This is a genomic window from Saccharothrix carnea, assembly GCF_003014735.1.
GTDB lineage: Bacteria > Actinomycetota > Actinomycetes > Mycobacteriales > Pseudonocardiaceae > Actinosynnema > Actinosynnema carneum.
This window is the reverse complement of the sequence record NZ_PYAX01000002.1, coordinates 187,688-203,397: the sequence shown is the minus strand read 5'-3', so window position 1 is coordinate 203,397 and position 15,710 is coordinate 187,688. Positions and strand designations below refer to the sequence as shown.

The following is a 15,710-nucleotide window of genomic DNA, read 5'->3' as shown; positions in this document are numbered from 1 at the left end:
TCACGAACTCGCCGCGACCGATCAGCCGCCCGGTCCGGCGACCACCGCGCGTCCGGCCCGGCGGTCCACCGCCCGGCGCCGCCGGCTCATCGAGCCGCCCAGGAAACCTCCGGCCACCAGCGCCAGCCCACCGACCCGCGCCAAGCCCACGCCCAGCCGGTGGTGGTCGCGCACGCGGGCCACCCACGAGGCGGCGAACACGACCGTGGCCACACCGTTGGCGGCGGCGTGGACGACACCGACCCGGCGCGCGCCCCGGCCGGTCGCCACCCAGTCCGCCCACCCGGTGACCGCGGCCGGCGCGGCTCCGAGCAGGCCGAGGCCCACCAGGCGCCGGGCCGCCCGCCGTGACGACTCGTCCGGGAACCAGTCCAGGTACTGGGCCATGAACCAGGCGCCGAACGGCATGTCCTTGGCGATGATGTGCACCGGGATGCCGGTCGCCTCACCGTGCAGGAAGCGGCGCACCGCGTCGTGGGCCACCAGCCGCCGGGCCGGCCGTTCCGCCACCCCGATCACGCCGTCCACCGCGTCCGTCCGCTCCAACCGCTCGACCAGCCGCAGGTAACCGTTGGTCCTCTCGGTCTCCGCCACGGTCCTCACATCCTTTCGTGAGTGCGCCCGTCCACCGTACTACTTTCATAGTGTCAAGTCACTAGGGATATAGTGATCGAGTGACGCCCACCAAGCAGCGAGCACTGGACGCCGCCATCGAACTCGTCGGCACCCAAGGACTGCGCGCGCTCACCCACGCCCGCGTCGACGAACGCGCCGGCCTGGCCAAGGGCTCGACGTCGAACTACTTCCGCACCCGCCAGGCACTGCTGACCGGCGTCGTCGGCAGGCTCGCGGAACTCGACCTGACCCAGGTCGGCCTCGCCTTCGACCTCACCTCGGCAGACGGGTTGGTCGACGCGCTGTGCCGGGCGTTCGACCACCTGACCGGCCCCGGCCGGACGGCGACCACCGCCCGGCTGACCCTCTTCCTGGAGGCCGGCCACACCCCCGAACTGCGAGAGGCCCTGTCCCGGGGCCGCGAGGCCATGGAGGCGGTCGGCGTGGTCGCGCTCGCCCGGCTCGGCGCCCGCGACCCGCAAGGCGCCGCCACCGCGCTCGCGGCCTGCTTCGAGGGCCACGTCCTGCACCGCATCGCCCGCCACGACCCGACCGACCCGCGCCCCACCTTCGAACTCCTCGTCACCGCCGCACTGCCGGGCCACCGACCCGCTGACGACCGCCGAGGCTGACTGCGGCGACACCACCGACCGGTCACCGTGCTCGCCCGACCGTGGCGGCGGACGGCGTCAGCGGCGACTGTCCGTCAGCACGGACGACCCTGCCGGATGAGTGCTTTCACCGGGCCGACTGGCGTTGCCGAAGATCAGGACGTGGCGGCACCCGATGCCGGCACGCTCGCCCGTGCGCCACATCGGGCGGGAACGGGGGTAGGGCATGCGGTCGAGGGTGCACAGGCATCTGGCTTCGGTGGTGCCGGAGTTGTTCGAGGACCACACGCCGGTCATGTCGGCGCTCTCCGTGGCCGGGTCGCTCGGCGCGGAGGAGCAGCGCCCGGTCCTGCCGCCGGAGTTCAACTGGCGCGACTACACGATCATGCTGCTGCACGTCGCGGCCGAGATCGAGCACTCGCTGATGGTCCAGTACCTGTTCGCCGCCTACTCGATGGGCGGACCGCAGGTGCCCGACGAGCTGCGCGAGGACGTGCGCGGCTGGCAGGAGGTCATCCTCGGCATCGCCAAGGAGGAGATGGGCCACCTCGTCACCGTGCAGAACCTGCTGACCGCGCTGGGCGGCCCGATGAACCTCGACCGCGAGGACTACCCGTGGGGCTCGGACTTCTACCCGTTCGCGTTCAACCTGCGGCCGCTGAGCGCCAAGTCCCTGGCCACGTACGTGGTCGCGGAGAGCCCCGAGACGTGGTCCGGCCCCGAGGCCGACGCGATCAAGGCAGTGGCCGCCGAGACCGCCGGGCACTACGTCAACCGGGTCGGTGCGCTCTACGGCCGCGTCGACGCCATCCTGAAGAACCGCGACTTCCTCCCGGACGAGGCGTTCCACGAGGACACGCTGCCGTACCAGGCGTCCTGGGACGAGTGGGGCCGCGGCTACGCGCGCGGTGAACGCGGGCAGGAAGCCGGGAACGTGCCGGACGTGAAGTCACCGGAACTGCTGGTCTTCGGTGTGTTCTCCCGCGACTCGGCGCGCAAGGCGCTGCACGAGATCGGCGAGCAGGGCGAGGCGCCGGACCTGGACGAGCAGGACGAGACGTCCCACTTCAACCGGTTCCTCGGCATCTACCGGGCGCTGACCGAGCTGCCACCGGACCAGCAGGCGCTGGTGGCGCGCCCGATCGCGCAGAACCCGGTGACGGCGCACCGGCTCAACGAGTCGACGGCGGTCGGCTACGCCTCCGTCGAGGTGACGACCAGCCCGATCACCGACCCGGTCACCGCGCTGTGGGCCCACCTGTTCAACCTCCGCTACCGCATGCTGCTGACCGACGTCGCGCACGCGTTCCGACTGGCCGGCCCGATGGACAACGGCGGCGTGCTCACCGGGCGCGGCGCGCTGGTGCACCGGGCGTTCGCCGAGATGTACAACCTGCGCGCGGTGGCCGGGCGGCTGGTGGAGCTGCCGCTGGAGAAGGACGTGCCGGGCGGGCAGTCGGCCGGGCCGCCGTTCGAGATGCCGTACAGCCTCGAACTGCCCCACCACGACCACGACTGCTGGCTGCTGCAACGCGACCTCGTGCAGGCGTCCCGGCTGCTCGTCGAGCAGTTGTCCGAAGCGGACCCGTCCTACGCGCAGGACCCGTACCTGATCGCGCTGCGCGAGTCCGACCGGCGGGCGCTGGACCAGATCGAGCACATCCTCGGCCGCAAGGGGTGCACGCGATGACGACCATCAAGGAACTGCGCGTCCTGCCCCCGCTGGCCATCGGCCGGCTCGGCGCGGCCACCGAGCCGATGGACAACTACACCTGCGAGGTCGACCCGGAGCAGCCGCTGGCGCCACGACGACTGCGCCCGGCGCCGACGTTCCGGGTCGATCCCGACTCCGGCGCGATCACCGGCGCCGACACCCCGGACGAGCTGCGGTTCACCGACGGCAACGGCAGGGTCAGGCCCGTCGCGCCGTTCCTGGAGGTCTGGGCGCTGACGTCGGACGACGTGCTCCAGCCCCTCACCCTCGACCTGCTGTCGGCCAACGACCTGACCCCCGACGCGGTGCGGTGGCGCGTCGAGGTCGGCAACCACAAGATCCAGCGCCGCACCTACGACGACCTCGACAAGATCGACGCCGACACCGGGTGGTTCAGCGACCACGCCCCGCACGCGCTGATGGGCCGGTGCCCCCACTTCCTGGACGACCGGTTCCTGCCGCTGGGCCACGCGCGGTACGTCAAGCCGACGCCGGAGTTCCCCGGCATCCGGTTGCGCTTCACGCCCGCCGCCGGGTACGTCTACGGCTCCAGGCGCCCGACAGACGACATCGAGGACGACCCGAACGTGGTCGACTACCTCTACGACGCCGCGAAGGGCACGTGGCGCGGGCACGCGGACCGGGCGGGTGACCCCCGGCTGACGATCCCGGCCAACATCTACGCCGGTGACGACGGCCCGAAGGGCACCTGGGTCAGCCGGGGCTACCTGGACGACGAGTGCGACGGCCTGGTGCGCGTCCAGCTCGAAGTGGGCGGCCAGGAGCTGACCGCGTTCGGCCGCATCGGCGCCGGTCCGCCTGCCTACGCGCCGGACTCCATCCCGATCCGGACCATCGCTGACGAACTCGACCAGGCGTTGCACGGGCCTTCGGCGAGCGACCAGGACACCCTGGAGCACGCGCGTGACGTGGCCGAGGAGGTGCTGCGCCGCGCCACGGAGACGGTGCGGCTGATGAACACCGAGGTGATGAACGGCAACACGGTGGACGGACGGGTCGACGCGGCCAGCACGATGGTCCGGCAGGACACGGCCGACACCGGCCGGCTCTACGAGCCGATCGTGGCACCCTCCCTGGTGGACTCGGCCGCGGTCCTGGCCCTGCACCAGAACGTGCTCGCCGCCCTGCGCAGCGGCACCGCGCCGTGGTTCGCCGACGTGCTGCGCGACCACGACGAGGTGGGCGACCTCACCGCCAAGGGCAGGCGCAAGATGCCGGCGCTGATGCGCGGCGCGGACGGGCGCCACCTGGCCCTCACCCGCCGCCAGGTCGAGCTGGTGCGCCTGGCCGCCAGGCAGGAGATCTTCCGGCAGGACGACGAGTCCGGAGAGACGCGATGAGCGACGACCGCATCGACCCGATGAACCTCACCGCGCAGCTCCACTACAACGCCGCCGGCAACCCGCCGAGCACGTTGCCCGAGTCGGCGATCTCCAATGCCTACCCCGGCCTGGAGTTCGACATCCGCAACATCTGGCGCAGGCTCCTGGTCGGCATCGAGCTGCACGAGTCCGACAACTACGTCGTGAGCGCCGACCGCGGCCACGAGAACCTCGTCGGCCGGCGGCTGCTCAGCGTCGGCGACCACGACGTCATCGGCACCGTGGTCGGCCCGATCCGCCCCGGCGCCGGGTCCGCCCCGCTGACCTCGGCGGCGAACCCCGACGGCGTGATGATGCTGGAGTGGTCGAACTCGCTGGCCGACGTGCTGGCCGACCACGTGGGCCAGACCGTGCCGTGCCTGTTCACCGTCGACCCGGCGCCGAACCCGGTCGGCAAGCCCGAGGAGCTGCCCGACCCCCGGTTCCAGGTGGTGGAGCTGGAGGTCAGGCCGCTGTTCGCGGGCAGCGCGGCGACCGGCGGGTACCTGCCCGTGATCGCCGAGGAGCTGGCCGGACCGGGCGATTTGACCCGCGGCCTGTGCTCGCCCTGGCAGAACGACTACCGCGAATGCGCCTGCTACTACTGGGCCGCCAGCCGGCCGGACTACGTCAACGTCGAGGACACGGCCATGGGCACCACCACCGGCAACCACTGGTTCGCCGTCCACCGCGAGCCGCGCGAGTACGTGCTGGACGACCGGTTCGACTCGCGGCTGGTCAGCTACGACGACCTGTTCCAGGACTGGCAGGGCAAGCTGCGGTTCATCGTGGGCGGCAACGACGCGCCCGAACACCTCGACGCCGGGACCGAGCCGAAGGGCGACAGCCGGTGACCGCAGGCCGGTTGTTCGAGGCATCCGCCCCCGTCCACCCCGACGTCCACCTCCTGCACACCGACGCAGGGCCACGCGTCCTGATCGCAGACGGCAGCCGCCTGTTCGGTGTCGGCCAAGCCCTCTTCGACCGGATCGACGCCGCCCGCCGCGACCCCGACCCGCGGGTGATGGACGCGCTCCTGGTCGACGTCGGGCTGGACGCGCCGCGCCAGATCGACGACCTCGCGCCCGACCCGCCGCCAGTGCGGGCGCTGTCGCTGGCCGTCGCCCAGAAGTGCAACCTCGGCTGCACGTACTGCTACGCCCAGCAGGGCGACTTCGGCGGACCGGCCAAGAACATGCCGGAGCCGACCGCGTTCGCCGCCGTCGACACGCTGTTCCGCGACGCCGCCCCTGGTGAACGGGTCAACCTCGCGTTCCTCGGCGGCGAGCCGATGATCAACCGACCGGTCGTGCGCGCGGCTACCGAGTACGCCCTCACCGTGTCCGAGCGGACCGGCGTCCCGGTCACGTTCTCCATCACCACCAACGGCACCCTGCTCACGCCCGAGGACGGCGAGTTCTTCGAGGCGCACGGCTTCGCGGTCACGGTCAGCCTCGACGGCATCGGCGCACGCCACGACCTGCTGCGACCCCACCGGGACGGCCGGGGCAGCTACCGCCGGGTGATGGACCGGGTCGCACCGCTGTTGGCGATGCAGCGGCGGATGCAGGTCTCGGCCCGCGTCACGGTCACCCCGCTCAACCTCGACCTGCCGCGCACGCTGGACGAGTTCACCGCCGCCGGTTTCCACGGCGTCGGCTTCTCACCCATGCTCAGCTCGCCCACCGGGCAGGGCGAGATGGCGTCGGCGGACCTGCAGGTGATGCTGGACCAGATGACCGAGTGCGGCGAGGAGTTCGTCCGCCGGGTCCTGGCCGGGCAGCGCTACCCGTTCACGAACCTGGTCACCGCGCTGCGCGAGATCCACCGCGGCACGCACCGGCCCTACCCGTGCGGCGCGGGCGCGGGATACCTGGGCGTGTCGGCTGACGGCGACCTGGCGGCGTGCCACCGGTTCGTCGGCGACGAAGACGGCGCCATGGGCGACCTGACCGGCGGCGTGGACGACGCCAAGCGCGCCCGCTGGCTCACCGACCGGCACGTGCACCGCCAGGAACCGTGCAACGGCTGCTGGGCCAGGTACCTGTGCGGCGGCGGCTGCCACCACGAGGTGATCCGCCGCGGCAGGCCCGCCTGCGACTACATCCGCGGCTGGCTGCACCACTGCCTGTCGGTCTACAGCCGCCTGCTCGCGGCACGTCCGGACTACTTCACCGGATGACCGCTGTCGACGTCGGCGTGATCGGCGGCGGGCCGGCGGGCTCGGTGTGCGCCCTGCGCCTGGCCCGCCTCGGCCACCGCGTGGTGCTGGTGGAACGGCGCCCGTTCCCCCGCCCGCACGTGGGCGAGGCGCTGTCACCCGGTGTCCGGCCACTGCTGGACGTCCTCGACCTCGGGCACGCCCTGGACGGTGCCCTGCCGTCCCAGGGCAGCCTGGTGCGCTGGGAGGACACCACGACCCACCTGGTCCCGCCCGACCCGCGTGCCGTCACCGTCGACCGGGGCCGGTTCGACCACGCCCTGCTGGCCGCCGCACGGGCCGCCGGTGTCGAGGTCCGGCAACCGGTGCGCGCCGGGCGTCCCCGCCGCGTCCCGTCCGGCTGGGAGATCCCGCTGCGCCACGACACGCTCCACGCGCGGTTCCTGGTCGACGCGAGTGGACGGCGCCGCGTCACGGGCGGCACGACCACCGCCGCCGGTCCCCGGACCCTCGCCCTCCACGCCGTCTGGCCGGGCACCGGTCCCACCAGGATCGGCACCGGCCCGCGGACCTGGTGCTGGGGCGCGTCCCTGCCCGGCGGCACGTTCCGCGCCATGGCCTTCCTCGACCCCGAACTCCTCCACCGCGCCGACCCGCACCGCCTCCTGCACCACCTGCTCGACTCGACGGGCCTGTTCACCGACCGCCCGCCCACCCTCGACGTGACGGTCTGCGACGCCACCAGCTACCGCGCCGACTCCCCCGTCACCGACGACTGCGTCAAGGTGGGCGAGGCGGCGTTCACCCTCGACCCGCTGACCTCCTCCGGCGTGGACAGCGCGCTGCACAGTGCCATGGCCGCCGCGGTCACCGTCCACACCGTCCTCTCGGAGGGCGACCGGGAAGCCGCCCTCGCCTTCTACCGCGACAGCCGGGACCGGACCGCGGCCCGGCACACCGCCTGGACCGCCGCGCACTACGACCGCCACCAGCCCCACCGCGACCAACCGTTCTGGCGCCGCCGGGCCGCACGACCTCCCGACACCCACCCGCCCCGACCACTGACCACCGACGACCTGCACCGGCCCGTGCGCCTGTCCGCCGACGCCGCCGTCGTGCCGACGCCGTGCCCGGTGGGGGACGTCGTCACGATGCGACGTGCCCTCACCCACCCGACCCTGGCCACCCCGATCGCGCACGTCGGCTCCACCGAACTCGCACCGCTGCTCGACTGCCTGGGCCACACGGCCTCGCTCGCCGACCTGCTCCGCGCCTGGTCCGCGCACCTGCCTGCCCGCCAAGCCGAGGCGACGGCGAGGTGGCTGTTCGAACAGGGCCTCCTGGTCACCGGCTGAGGTCGTCCGGGTGGGTGCCCGACGCTGTCGACGCCCTGTCGAGACGCTGTTTCCGATCAAGTGGAGGTGGCCGGGTGGTCGGGCGGCCAAGTAGCTTCTGGGCGTGTCGGAACGGGACGAGGTCATCGCCGGGCGGTATCGGCTGGTGGAGTTGGTCGGGCGCGGTGCGGCCGGGATCGTCTGGCGGGCGCGCGACGAGCGCCTGGGGCGGGCCGTGGCGGTCAAGCTGCTCAGCGCGGCCGACTCGCCGGCCGCGGTGGAGCGGATCGTGCGGGAGGGACGGGTCGCCGCCCGCCTGCGGCACCCGCACGCGGTCACCGTGCACGACGTCGTCGAGCACGGCGGCAAGCCCTGCCTGATCATGGAGTACCTGCCGTCGCGGACGCTGGCCGAGCTGGTCGACGAACGCGGGCCGCTGCCGGAGGAGCTGGTGGCGGGCGTCGGGTGGCAGGTGGCGTCCGCGCTCGCGGCGGCGCACGCCGATGGCATCGTGCACCGCGACGTCACGACGCACAACGTCCTCCTCGGCGAGGACGGCACCGCGAAGATCGCCGACTTCGGCGTCGCCCGGGCCATCGGCGAGAACACCGTGACCGACGCCCGGCTGGTCGTCGGCACGCCCGCGTTCCTCGCGCCGGAGGTGGCGGCCGGTCAGGACGCCGTGTTCGCCTCCGACGTGTACTCCCTGGGCGCGACGCTGTACGCGGCGCTGGAGGGTCACCCGCCGTTCGGCACGACCGACAACCCGTACGCCCTGCTCCGGCGGGTCGCGGACGGCGAGGTGGCGCCGATGCGGTTCGACGGCCCGCTGGGCGACGTGCTGGCCCGCGTGCTGCGCCGCGACCCGGCCGAGCGGCCGACGATGGCCGAGTTGCACGCCCTGCTCGGCGCGGTCGTGGAGGGACGCCCGCTGCCGGGCGCACCGCAGAGCGGCGACACCCGCCCGCTGCCCGCACAGCCCCGCGTGCCGTGGCGCCGGATCTCCCTCGTCGCCGGCGCGGTGGTGCTGGTCGCGGCCGGGATCGTGATCGGCAACTCGCTGGCCCGCCGCGACGCGGCCGGCACCGCCGAACCCGCACCGACGAGCACGACCGCGAGCACGCCTGCCGAGACCACGAGCACCCCTGTCGAACCCACGACCACCCTCGTCAAAGCCACGAGCACCCTCGTCGCGGCCACGAGCACGACCACCGTCGAGGTCACCACGCCGCCGGCCGACTGCACGGCCCGCTTCGGGATCACCAACTCCTGGCCGGGCGGCTACCAGGCCCACGTCACCGTGCGCAACGCCGCCGGAAGCGCGCTCACCAGGTGGACCGTGACCTGGCCCCGACCGGACGGCCACGCGATCAGCAACCTGTGGAACGGCACCCTCACCGTGGACGACGACTCGGTCACCGTCACCAACGCCGGGCACAACGGCAAGCTCGCGGTGGACGGCTCCACCACGTTCGGCTTCACCGCCAACGGCCCTGGCGTCCCGGACCCGGACCTGACCTGCACGAGCGGCTGACAGGGCAAAAAAGAGGTCAGACCGGCGCGGAGGCTGGTTTGCTCAACGTTCCGCGCCAGTCTGACCCAGCCAGCCCGAAAGCCGGCCTACCGTGTCGACACGCGTGCACACGGCCAGTCCGGACTACCCCGCACACCCGACCCGTACACGTCGCGCGGCGCCCTGATCCAGCCAATCCGTCCAGCCGCCGATCCGCAGGAGGCCGAACACCCCGCCATGGCCATCTCGATCGGGACCCACGCCGTCACCGACCGCGACGGCGGCCCGGACGCGATCACCACCGGCCCGGACGGCGCGCTGTGGATCGCCCTGGAAACCGGGGCACTCGCCCGCGTCGCCCGGCCCTGATCAGCCCTGGTCCACCGCATCGCCCACCGCGGCCAACCCGTGCAGCAACGGCACGTAGACGTCGTTCACCAACGACTCCACGGTCTCGTCGACGGCCGGGACGCCGCAGGTCATCGACTCGGTGCGGATCAGGTCGAGCGGCAGCCGCAGCACCCGGGGCGGCAGGTCGACCGGCGGCAGTTCACCGCGGCGCACGGCGTTGTCCACGATCGTGCGCACGGTGTCGGTCAGCGGTGACGGGTTGGCCAGGCGCTCGCCGAGCAGGGCGGCGACCTCGGGGTGGCGGAACGCCTCACCCATCACGCCCGCGACCATCTCGTTCATCATCGTGTCTGCCCGGTGGGCGATGCGGGAGAACAACGTGTGCAGGTCGCCGCGCAGCGTGCCGGTGTCGGGCGGTTCGGGTTCGACGGGGAGGTTGCGCGCCCACGCGGCCAGCACCAGCTCCGCCCGGCCGCCCCAACGGCGGTAGATGACGGGTTTGCTCGTGCCCGCCCGGGCGGCCACCGCCTCTATGGTGAGCCGGGAGTAGCCGACCTCGCGCAGCTCGTCCCAGGCCGCGTCCAGGATGGCCTGCTCCAGCTGCGCGCCGCGTCGGCGCGACTTCGTCCCCGTCACCCTGCCCCTCACCGAGCCCTCACGCCTTTACCGACTCTTTAGATACTTTGCGTTTCTTATCGCACGGGTCTACCTTGCACATGTTAGACACGATCCGTTTCTTATGGGGGAACACCGTTGCTGAGCCGCCTGCTGCGTACCCACCTGCGGCCGTACAGACGTGAACTGACGGTCGTGCTCGTGCTACAGCTGATCGGCACCGTCGCGTCGCTGTACCTGCCGAGCCTCAACGCCGACATCATCGACTTCGGCATCGCCGCCGGCGACACCGGCTACATCCTGTCCACCGGCGGCTGGATGGTCGCCGTGTCCGTCGTCCAGATCCTCGCCTCCATCGGCGCGGTCTACTACAGCGCCCGCATCGCGATGAGCTTCGGCCGTGACGTCCGCGCGGCCGTCTTCCACCGCGTCGGCGAGTTCTCCGCGCGCGAGGTCGCCACGCTGGGGCCGTCGTCACTGATCACCCGGACCACCAACGACGTGCAGCAGGTCCAACTGCTCGTGGTGATGGGCTGCACGATGCTGGTCAACGCGCCGATCATGTGCGTGGCGGGCATCGTGATGGCGCTGCGCGAGGACGTCGGCCTGTCCTGGCTGCTCGTGGTCTGCGTGCCGGCGCTGGCGATCGCGGTCGGCCTCATCGTGATCCGCATGGTCCCGCAGTTCCGGCTCATGCAGGAGCGCATCGACGAGGTCAACCGGGTGCTGCGGGAGCAGTTGGCGGGTATCCGCGTGGTGCGGGCGTTCGTCCGGGAACGCGCGGAGACCCAGCGCTTCGCCGACGTCAACGGCGCGCTCACCGACACCGCGCTGCGCGTCGGACGGCTCCAGGCGTTGATCTTCCCGGTGGTGATGCTGCTGCTCAACGCCTCCAGCGTGGCCGTGCTGTGGTTCGGCGCGTTCCGCGTGGACAGCGGCGAGATGCAGATCGGCGCGCTGACGGCGTTCCTGAGCTACCTGATGCAGATCCTCATGGCGGTGATGTTCGCGACCTTCATCTCGATGATGGTCCCGCGTGCCGCGGTGAGCGCCGAGCGGATCAACGAGGTGCTCGAGACCGAGTCGTCGGTCCTGCCGCCGACCGCGCCGCTGCTCGAACTGCCCCGGCAGACGTCGGTGGAGTTCCGCGCCGCCGAGTTCCGCTACCCCGGCGCCGACGAGCCGGTGCTGCGCGACATCGGCTTCCGCGCCGAGGCCGGGCAGCGGACGGCGGTCATCGGCAGCACCGGCACCGGCAAGACCACCCTGCTCAACCTCGTGCCGCGGCTGATCGACGTGACCGGCGGCGGTGTGCTCGTCAACGGCGTCGACGTCCGCGACATCGACACCGACGCGCTGTGCGGGCGCATCGGGCTGGTGCCGCAGCGGCCGTACCTGTTCACCGGCACGGTGGCGTCCAACCTCCGCTACGGCAGGCCCGAGGCCACCGACGAGGAGCTGTGGGAGGCGTTGGAGATCGCGCAGGCGCGCGACTTCGTGGCGGAGATGCCCGGCGGCCTGGAGGCGGAGATCGCCCAGGGCGGCACGAACGTCTCCGGCGGCCAGCGGCAGCGGCTCTCGATCGCCCGCGCGTTGGTGCGCAAACCCGACATCTACCTGTTCGACGACGCGTTCTCGGCACTGGACCTGTCCACCGACGCACGGCTGCGCGCCGCGCTGCGACCGCACACCCGTGACGCCGTCGTGGTGGTCGTGGCCCAGCGCGTCTCCACGATCCTGGACGCCGACCGGATCGTGGTGCTCGACGGCGGCACCGTCGTCGGCATCGGCACCCACCACGAACTGCTGGACTCCTGCCCCACCTACGTGGAGATCGTGGAGTCGCAGCTGACCTCGGAGCAGGCGGCATGAGCGCACCCACCACCGGTCGATCCGCTCCCCCGCCCCGGATGGGCGGCGGCATGCCCGGCATGGGCATGCCGATGGGCAAGGCCGAGAACTTCGGCCCGTCCGCGCGCAGGCTCGTCCGGCGGATGCGCGCCGAACGGCTCGCGCTGCTCGTCGTGGTCGCGCTCGGCGTCATCAGCGTGGCGTTCTCCGTGGCCGGTCCGAAGATCCTCGGCCAGGCCACCGACATCATCTTCAACGGCGTCCTGGCCAGGATGCGCGGCACACCGGGCGCGGGCATCGACTTCGGCGGCCTGGCCACCGTGCTGCTGTGGGTGATGGGCCTGTACGTGGTGTCCTCGGTGTTCGGCTGGTGGCAGGGCCGGGTGCTGAACAACGTCGTGCAGCGCTTCGTGTTCCGGCTGCGCTCCGACGTCGAGGACAAGATCCACCGGCTGCCGCTGCGCTACTTCGACGGCCAGCCCCGCGGCGAGCTGCTGTCCCGCGTCACCAACGACATCGACAACGTGTCGACCACGTTGCAGCAGACGCTGAGCCAGCTGCTGACGTCGCTGCTGACCGTCGTGGGCGTGCTCGTGATGATGCTGACCATCTCGCCGCTGCTGACGCTGATCGCGTTGCTGCTCATCCCGATCTCCGTCGTGGCCACCGGGCGGATCCGCAAGCGGTCGCAGGCGTTGTTCGTCGCGCAGTGGAAGCACACCGGCGCGTTGAACGCCCACATCGAGGAGTCGTTCACCGGCCACCAGCTGGTGAAGGTCTTCGGCAGGCAGCGCGAGGCGGAGGCGGAGTTCGAGCGCCGCAACGACGAGCTGCTCGGCTCGGCGATGGGCGCGCAGTTCGTGTCCGGGCTGATCATGCCGATGATGATGTTCCTGTCGAACGTCAGCTACGTCGCCGTGGCGGTGGTCGGCGGGCTGCGCATCACGTCCGGCGCGATGAGCCTGGGCGAGGTGCAGGCGTTCATCCAGTACTCCCGCCAGTTCACCCAGCCGCTGACCCAGGTGGCGTCGATGGCGAACCTGATGCAGTCCGGTGTCGCATCGGCCGAGCGGGTGTTCGAGCTGCTCGACGCCGAGGAGCAGGAGCCGGACCCGGCGGAGGCGTCGCTGCCCGCCGAGCGACGTGGTCGGGTGGAGTTCGAGCACGTCAGCTTCTCCTACCGGCCCGAGCAGCCGCTGATCGAGGACCTGTCGCTGGTGGCCGAGCCGGGCCAGACCGTGGCGATCGTCGGCCCGACCGGCGCCGGCAAGACCACCCTGGTCAACCTGATCATGCGGTTCTACGAGCTGGACGCGGGCCGCATCACGCTCGACGGAGTGGACATCACCGCGTTGAAGCGGGAGGACCTTCGGTCGCAGACCGGCATGGTGCTGCAGGACACCTGGCTGTTCGGCGGCACGATCCGCGACAACATCGCCTACGGCAACTCCTCGGCCACCGAGGAGGAGATCATCGCCGCGGCCCGCGCCACCTACGTCGACCGGTTCGTGCGCACCCTGCCGGACGGCTACGACACGGTCATCGACGAGGAGGCCACGAACGTCAGCGCGGGCGAGAAGCAGCTGCTGACCATCGCCCGGGCGTTCCTGGCCAACCCGTCGCTGCTGATCCTGGACGAGGCGACCAGTTCGGTGGACACCCGCACGGAGTCGTTGGTGCAGCACGCCATGGCGGCCCTGCGGTCGTCGCGGACGAGCTTCGTCATCGCCCACCGGCTGTCGACCATCCGCGACGCCGACGTGATCCTGGTGATGGAGTCGGGGCGGATCGTGGAACAGGGCAGCCACGACGAGCTGATGGCCGCCAAGGGCGCCTACCACCGCCTGTACGCCGCCCAGTTCGCCGCCGCCGTCTGACCGTGCGTGCCTCGGCAGCGGGACCCGCTGCCGAGGCACGTCACCCCAGCCCGAACCGTTCGGCGAACGACGACAGCTGGTCGCGCTGCTCGGCCGGGTCAGCGCTGGTCGCGCTCACCACGATCCGGGTCACGCCCTGCTCGGCGAACGCCTCCACCGCGTCCGCGGACATCTCGATCGAGCCCCACCGCGTGTAGTCCAACGCATCCGGGTCACGACCGGCCCCGATCGCGGTCGAGCGCACGAGGTCCCACTGGAGCGCGCGTTCGTCCGGCATGAGCATCCCGCCCGGGAAGTAGCCGTCACCGCGGCGTCCGGCCCGACGTGCGGCGGCCCGGCTCGAACCGCCGACGTGGACCGGCAGGTGCCTCGTCCCGAGCGGTTTCGGGAAGCTGCACAGGTTCTCGAAGGCGAAGAACTCCCCGGCGAAGCTCACGCCCTCCTCACCGCCCTCCCACAACAACCGCACCACGTCGATCGCTTCATCGGCCCGGCGACCGCGCGTGCCGAAGTCCACCCCGACCGCCTTCGCCTCACCCGGCAACGTGCCCAGCCCCACGGTCAGCAGCCGCATCCGGCCCTTCGACAGCACGTCGACCGTCGCCAGTCGCTTGGCCAGGACCACCGGGTGGTGGTACGGCACCAGCAGCACGCCGGTACCGAGCAAGATCCGGTGCGTGGCCGCCGCGACGAAGGCCAGGCAGTCGAGCGGGTCGGCGTAGGGCAGCGCGGGCGGGATCTCGTGCGTGCCGACCGTGGCGCCCGGGTACACCGCGATGTGCTCCGGCACGTAGAACGCCTCGAAACCGCACTCCTCGGCGTGCCGGGCGTAACCGGCCATCCGGTCGGGGTCGACGCCGAAGTACGGCGTGCTGTAGCTGACGGCGAATCTCATGATCGGCGACGGTAGGCCTTGACGTCGACGTCAAGGCAAACCAGGTCCTGCCGCGCACGAGGCGCGGCAGGACCGGATCGTCAGCCGACCAGCAGCAGCGGACGCGCCGCCGCAGCCTCCTCCTCCGCCTCCGCGGGGAAGTCGTACAGGTCGAGCCGGCCGACCACGCCCGCCGCGTGCAGGACCTGGCGGATCAGCGGGGTCACGACCACGTGGAGCCGGACGTCCCGGCCCGCCGACGACAGCACCGCCGCGCCGGCCGCCGAGAAGAAGGACACCTCGCTCAGGTCGACCACCACATCACCCACCACCACGTCCAGGTGCTCCCGCAACACCGGAGCAGTCCGTCCGTCGACACAGCCTCGCACCACCAGCACCGAGACCGACCCCAGCCGCTTGAGCGACACGACCACATCGTCACCGGCAATCTGCAGACCCATTCCGCCCCTCGCCCATCACGGCAGTGCCCAGCACACAAGATCACCGGCGGTCGCCGGTCACGTACCGGTTCCCTGCTTCGCCGACCGGCAAACCTCCGCGTGCGGTACCACGAACCACGGCCGGGTGGCGGATCACCGCTCGTTGCCGCGCTTGTAGTTGCCGGTCACCCTGGCGAGCAACTGCTGGGCACCACCGGCGTCGGCACGCTCCAGCCCACCGAGCAGCTTGGCCGCCGCGGGGCCGCGCACGGTCGTCACCGTGCGCCCGCCCCGCGACACCAGCACCTGGCCGTCCTTCGTCACCCGCCAGTCGAACGGGTCGTCCTCGAGTCCCACCCGGGCATCATGCCC

At 71.9% G+C, this 15,710-nt stretch carries 15 protein-coding genes; 10 read left to right on the top strand and 5 right to left on the bottom strand.

What is annotated here, in order from left to right; translation table 11 throughout:
* Positions 1–21 precede the first annotated feature (21 nt).
* Positions 22–594, bottom strand: a complete 573-nt coding sequence (locus B0I31_RS05165; RefSeq protein ID WP_146173743.1) for a hypothetical protein — start codon at positions 592–594, stop codon at positions 22–24.
* 80 nt (positions 595–674) lie between these two features.
* Between B0I31_RS05165 and B0I31_RS05160 the strand changes: the two genes are divergently transcribed.
* The 8 genes from B0I31_RS05160 (at position 675) to B0I31_RS42470 (ending at position 9,699) form a co-directional block, all read left to right on the top strand.
* Positions 675–1,247 carry a TetR/AcrR family transcriptional regulator gene (locus B0I31_RS05160; RefSeq protein ID WP_106614163.1) on the top strand — a complete coding sequence of 191 codons (573 nt, stop codon included), beginning with the start codon at positions 675–677 and terminating at the stop codon, positions 1,245–1,247.
* Positions 1,248–1,464: 217 nt separating this feature from the next.
* Positions 1,465–2,916, top strand: coding sequence for a ferritin-like domain-containing protein (locus B0I31_RS05155; RefSeq protein ID WP_219910599.1), 1,452 nt, complete (start codon positions 1,465–1,467; stop codon positions 2,914–2,916).
* Positions 2,913–4,301: a hypothetical protein gene (locus B0I31_RS05150; RefSeq protein ID WP_106614675.1), complete on the top strand. Its 1,389-nt coding sequence runs from the start codon at positions 2,913–2,915 to the stop codon at positions 4,299–4,301. The genes B0I31_RS05155 and B0I31_RS05150 overlap by 4 nt, the downstream gene beginning before the upstream one ends.
* The gene (locus B0I31_RS05145; protein ID WP_106614161.1) at positions 4,298–5,176 is read left to right on the top strand and encodes a hypothetical protein; all 879 of its coding nucleotides are present in this window, start codon (positions 4,298–4,300) and stop codon (positions 5,174–5,176) included. The genes B0I31_RS05150 and B0I31_RS05145 overlap by 4 nt, the downstream gene beginning before the upstream one ends.
* On the top strand, positions 5,173–6,504 hold the full coding sequence (locus tag B0I31_RS05140; protein WP_106614160.1) for a radical SAM/SPASM domain-containing protein: 1,332 nt from the start codon (positions 5,173–5,175) through the stop codon (positions 6,502–6,504). Before B0I31_RS05145 ends, B0I31_RS05140 begins: the two co-directional genes overlap by 4 nt.
* Positions 6,501–7,838: a flavin-dependent monooxygenase QhpG gene (qhpG, locus tag B0I31_RS05135; RefSeq protein ID WP_106614159.1), complete on the top strand. Its 1,338-nt coding sequence runs from the start codon at positions 6,501–6,503 to the stop codon at positions 7,836–7,838. Before B0I31_RS05140 ends, qhpG begins: the two co-directional genes overlap by 4 nt.
* Positions 7,839–7,941: 103 nt before the next feature.
* Positions 7,942–9,351: a protein kinase domain-containing protein gene (locus B0I31_RS05130; RefSeq protein WP_106614158.1), complete on the top strand. Its 1,410-nt coding sequence runs from the start codon at positions 7,942–7,944 to the stop codon at positions 9,349–9,351.
* A 216-nt stretch (positions 9,352–9,567) separates the two neighbouring features.
* Entirely contained in the window at positions 9,568–9,699 is a 132-nt protein-coding gene (locus B0I31_RS42470; RefSeq protein ID WP_281262275.1) for a hypothetical protein, read from the top strand.
* On the opposite strand, the gene B0I31_RS05125 is transcribed toward B0I31_RS42470, so the two are convergent.
* Positions 9,700–10,317, bottom strand: a complete 618-nt coding sequence (locus B0I31_RS05125; protein WP_106614157.1) for a TetR/AcrR family transcriptional regulator — start codon at positions 10,315–10,317, stop codon at positions 9,700–9,702. It abuts the gene before it with no gap.
* A gap of 117 nt (positions 10,318–10,434) precedes the next feature.
* Between B0I31_RS05125 and B0I31_RS05120 the strand changes: the two genes are divergently transcribed.
* Positions 10,435–12,168 carry an ABC transporter ATP-binding protein gene (locus B0I31_RS05120; RefSeq protein ID WP_106614156.1) on the top strand — a complete coding sequence of 578 codons (1,734 nt, stop codon included), beginning with the start codon at positions 10,435–10,437 and terminating at the stop codon, positions 12,166–12,168.
* A complete protein-coding gene (locus B0I31_RS05115) occupies positions 12,165–14,024 on the top strand; it encodes an ABC transporter ATP-binding protein (RefSeq protein ID WP_106614155.1) in 1,860 nt (619 codons plus the stop codon). Before B0I31_RS05120 ends, B0I31_RS05115 begins: the two co-directional genes overlap by 4 nt.
* A gap of 40 nt (positions 14,025–14,064) precedes the next feature.
* Here the strand turns inward: B0I31_RS05115 and B0I31_RS05110 are convergent, their stop codons facing one another.
* The 3 genes from B0I31_RS05110 to B0I31_RS05100 form a co-directional block, all read right to left on the bottom strand.
* Complete coding sequence (locus tag B0I31_RS05110) at positions 14,065–14,919, bottom strand: TIGR03619 family F420-dependent LLM class oxidoreductase (protein WP_106614154.1); 855 nt, start codon at positions 14,917–14,919, stop codon at positions 14,065–14,067.
* Between the two features lie 80 nt (positions 14,920–14,999).
* Positions 15,000–15,359, bottom strand: coding sequence for an STAS domain-containing protein (locus tag B0I31_RS05105; RefSeq protein WP_146173742.1), 360 nt, complete (start codon positions 15,357–15,359; stop codon positions 15,000–15,002).
* A gap of 132 nt (positions 15,360–15,491) precedes the next feature.
* Entirely contained in the window at positions 15,492–15,695 is a 204-nt protein-coding gene (locus tag B0I31_RS05100) for a hypothetical protein (protein ID WP_106614152.1), read from the bottom strand.
* Between the last annotated feature and the right edge of the window lie 15 nt (positions 15,696–15,710).

Excerpts from the sequence above, each read along its gene's own strand:
- B0I31_RS05115 (WP_106614155.1), top strand. The coding sequence starts at position 12,165 with ATGAGCGCACCCACCACCGGTCGATCCGCTCCCCCGCCCCGGATGGGC.
- B0I31_RS05150 (WP_106614675.1), top strand. The coding sequence starts at position 2,913 with ATGACGACCATCAAGGAACTGCGCGTCCTGCCCCCGCTGGCCATCGGC.
- B0I31_RS05145 (WP_106614161.1), top strand. The coding sequence starts at position 4,298 with ATGAGCGACGACCGCATCGACCCGATGAACCTCACCGCGCAGCTCCAC.
- B0I31_RS05105 (WP_146173742.1), bottom strand. The coding sequence starts at position 15,359 with ATGGGTCTGCAGATTGCCGGTGACGATGTGGTCGTGTCGCTCAAGCGG.
- B0I31_RS05110 (WP_106614154.1), bottom strand. The coding sequence starts at position 14,919 with ATGAGATTCGCCGTCAGCTACAGCACGCCGTACTTCGGCGTCGACCCC.
- B0I31_RS42470 (WP_281262275.1), top strand. The coding sequence starts at position 9,568 with ATGGCCATCTCGATCGGGACCCACGCCGTCACCGACCGCGACGGCGGC.
- qhpG (WP_106614159.1), top strand. The coding sequence starts at position 6,501 with ATGACCGCTGTCGACGTCGGCGTGATCGGCGGCGGGCCGGCGGGCTCG.